This window comes from Pseudoalteromonas sp. (assembly GCF_041629635.1).
Taxonomy (GTDB): domain Bacteria; phylum Pseudomonadota; class Gammaproteobacteria; order Enterobacterales; family Alteromonadaceae; genus Pseudoalteromonas.
Genome location: NZ_JBFKMX010000215.1, coordinates 1 through 3,935 on the forward strand (window position 1 = coordinate 1; position 3,935 = coordinate 3,935).

At 39.9% G+C, this 3,935-nt stretch carries 2 protein-coding genes and 1 pseudogene; 1 reads left to right on the forward strand and 2 read right to left on the reverse strand.

The features are described 5' to 3' along the window. On the reverse strand, positions 1 to 1,440 hold a 1,440-nt coding region (locus ABYD77_RS18175; RefSeq protein WP_372771508.1), incomplete at its 3' end, for a TonB-dependent receptor plug domain-containing protein. Positions 1,441 to 2,086: 646 nt separating this feature from the next. Between ABYD77_RS18175 and ABYD77_RS18180 the strand changes: the two genes are divergently transcribed. Next, entirely contained in the window at positions 2,087 to 3,688 is a 1,602-nt protein-coding gene (locus ABYD77_RS18180; protein ID WP_372771509.1) for an alpha-glucosidase, read from the forward strand. A gap of 112 nt (positions 3,689 to 3,800) precedes the next feature. Here ABYD77_RS18180 and ABYD77_RS18185 read toward each other — a convergent pair. Next, a pseudogene (locus ABYD77_RS18185) lies at positions 3,801 to 3,935 on the reverse strand (glycerol-3-phosphate cytidylyltransferase); the annotation flags it as partial.

The following is a 3,935-nucleotide window of genomic DNA, read 5'->3' on the forward strand; positions in this document are numbered from 1 at the left end:
AACCACTTTTGACGCGGCTAATTTAAGTGCGTTTAATTCGTCGTCAACTTCTGGTGTATTTAAGAAGCCGTCTTGTAATTGGTTTTCGTATTCTGTGCCTACAACACCGTATTTCTCGTTAAGCGCCGAGCTCCAACCCCAAGAAAGTGGACCACCGATTTGAATAAGGTTGTAATCGCTGTAATCAAGACCGTGCGTAAATGTTGCACCGGCATTACCTGCATTTAATGTATAACCTAAGTTATCAGCTACACCGCGTGAATTACCACGGCCCGTACCTGCGTAACTTTCCATACTCCAAATACGGCGCTCAACACTTGAGTGACTCGCATCAAATTCAAGTGACCATGTGTCATTTAAATCATATTCAACATTAAAACCAAATGACGTTAGTTCTGCGCTACGGTCTTCGTAGTCGTTCCGTACAACAACGCGTTGACCTTCGGTAACTGCTGATGTAACAAAACCCGTTTCAGCGTCAACAACAGCGGTATCAGGGCTGATTGAACCTTGACCCCAAGCAAATGGAATTTCGATACCACGTAGAATTTTTTCATCGACAAAATCAACATAGAGGGTGTCGAATACCATACGAAGCTTCTCGCTTGGTACATATTCAATTACCGCCATCACTGAGTCACGCTCAAGCGTTGAAGAACGTACAAATGGTTTTGCACCACCTAGTACAGAGTATGTTTGCCCATCTTCACCTGTGAATTCTGGGTAACCCCATGAGTTCCAGCGTTTTTCTTGGTTTGGTGAAGACATTGTATTAAACGCAACTGCAACACCTAATGTGTTGTCTGCAAATTGGTCGATATAAGAAAGCGTGCCACGGAAACCGCTGTCGTCTGCATCTGGGTTTAATTTATCAAAACCCGTTTGTTCGTACATCGCGTTAACTTTAACAACACGCTCATCCATTGAAAGTGGTTTGATTGTTTGTAAATCAATAACACCCGCTAGGCCCGATGCTTCTAAGTCTGCACTTGGTGTTTTATATACTTTAACCGCACTCATAATTTCAGACGGGTATAAGTCTAATTCTGCACCGCGGTTATCCGTGATTGATACTTGCTCACGACCATTGAATGTCGTACCTACATGGTCTTCACCAAAACCACGAATTGTAACGCGGCTTGCACGACCATCTAAGCGCTGCGCAGCAAGGCCTGGTAAACGTGCAATTGATTCTGCAATTGACGAGTCTGGTAGTTTACCAATGTCTTCAGCCGAAACTGATTCAACAACTTCAGGTGAAAAGCGTTTAGTGTTAATTGCTTTCACTAAACTAGCACGAAAGCCTGTAACCTCAATAACTTCAACTTCTTTTTCTTGTTCTTTGTCGTTACTTGCGTTTTCTGCTGCATATACATTTGCTGATGAAACGCCCGCAGCGATCATCGCAAGAGTAAGCATGCTTGGTTTAAAAATAGACATAAATTTCTGTTCCCGTTTGACTATTACTAGTGCAAATCATGGTGCGAAATACCATCACTATTAACATTTCGTTTAGTCACAATATTTGTAGCAGTTGCACCAAATGAGTTCGCGTTTGTTGCCGACAGTGATAGTACCGCTATAATTTTAACAACCACAACAAAATGCATACGTATTCAAATTTATGCATCTATCCGAGTGGTTACATTTTTTTTACATTTAAAATTTGTTATTAATTGATATATATCATTTTTTTAAAGTCAAACACTTTCAAATCATTATTTTAAACAAACTGACATAAATTGGTCACAAAGATTAACCAAAACTGTGCAAAATACTATATAAACGGTATTTTCATGCACCTCAAAAGTGCAATTCACTTAATATTATAAATTGGTAAGACCAATGCAACCCCTGAATTTATGGAGATAAATTTAAATTAAAAACAATTGGTAACATAGTGTGACCAATCCTTTTTATGAAAAATAACCTCCAACATTAAACTATTTTCAATGCATACGTATGTAGGCTTTTTACTCGCGACTAAAAGATGACGTAAGCTGAACGCTATTCGCTTGATTAAACACCTGCGAATAAATAATCAAATAAATTAAAACGAATAGCATCAATTAGTAACGAGAACACGATGTCGAATTTAACAGCGCAATTACATTGGTGGAAAGGTGCGGTAATTTACCAAATCTACCCACGCAGTTTCCAAGACACTAGTAATAATGGTGTGGGTGATTTAAAAGGAATTATAAAGCGACTTGATTATATTAAGGCACTCGGTGTGGATGCTGTTTGGATTTCACCGTTTTTTAAATCACCGATGAAAGACTTTGGTTATGACATTAGTGATTACCGTGACATTGATCCTCTTTTTGGGTCACTTGCAGACTTTGATGAACTAATTAAGCAAGCCCATCAACGCGATATTAAAATTGTGATTGATCAGGTATTAAGTCATACCTCAGATCAACATCCATGGTTTATTGAAAGCCGTGAAGATAAAACCAATGAAAAAGCAGATTGGTATGTTTGGGCCGATGCAAATGAAGACGGTTCGCCACCAAACAATTGGCTGTCAATTTTCGGTGGCTGTGCATGGCAATGGGAACCTCGTCGCTGCCAGTACTATTTACATAACTTTTTAACCCAGCAACCGGATTTAAACTTCCATAACGAACACGTGCGTAAAGCGGTTTTAGATAATGTTGAATTTTGGCTTGAACGGGGTGTAGATGGCTTCCGTTTAGATGCAATTAACTTCTGTTATCATGACAAAGAGCTTCGTGATAACCCAGCAAAACCAAAACACTTAAGACAAGGTCGTGGTTTTAGTGAAGATAATCCATATGCCTTCCAATACCACTATTACAATAATACGCAGCCTGAAAACTTAGCCTTTATGCAAGCGATTCGCAGCCTAATGGATAAATACCCTGGCGCGGTTACTCTTGGCGAAATATCGTCTGAAGACTCGCTTGCAACCATGAGTGAGTACACCTCAGGTGGTAATAAGTTGCATATGGGCTACAGCTTTGAACTGCTGACAAAAGACTACAGCCCAAGTTACATTCGCACTACGGTTGAAACACTAGAAACACAAATGACTGAAGGTTGGCCATGCTGGGCATTTAGCAATCATGATGTTGAACGTGTTGCCTCTCGCTGGAGTAAAGACGGTGTTGTAAACACTGAGCAAGTTAAAATGCTCCATGCGCTACTTGCGACACTGCGTGGCAGTGTTTGTATGTATCAAGGTGAAGAGCTAGGTTTGGGTGAAGCTGAAATTAGTTTTGAGCAATTACAAGACCCTTACGGTATTACCTTCTGGCCAAACTTCAAAGGCCGTGATGGCTGTCGAACCCCACTACCTTGGGAAAATGAAAGTGCGTTTGGCGGATTTTCACAGAGTGAAACATGGTTACCTGTTGTTGAAGCACATAAAGCCGTTGCGATAAATAAACAGTTGGCTGACAACAACTCTCCGCTTATTCATTGTCAGCAGTTTTTAGCTTGGCGTAAAGAGGTTGAAGTATTGCTCTATGGTGATATTACCTTTACGCAAAGCGATGAATCTATTCTTGGTTTTGAGCGTAGTTATAACGGTAAGACACTTTGTTGCTACTTTAATTTAAGTGCAGAAAGTCAAACACTAACAGTGACAGGCAATGTACTTAAAGCAAATCATTTTGATAACTCAACATTAAATAGCTTTGGTTATGTGATTGCTGAGCGCTAAGAAAAGTTACTAACGCAGGGTAAATGGATTTACCACTTTAACTAAATGTAAAAAATTACGTATTGTTCTTCCCATGTGAACGTTAGGCTAACCCTCTGGGTTAGCCTTTTTTTTAGCGTTCTGTAGAGCGAACTACTTCTATGATTTCAGTAGTCGAAATAGACGGAGTGCGAGGTAAATAAACTACTTCACATTGCGATCGGAAATTATCAAACTTGCCTTGCCAATCATCCCCCATCACCAGAAC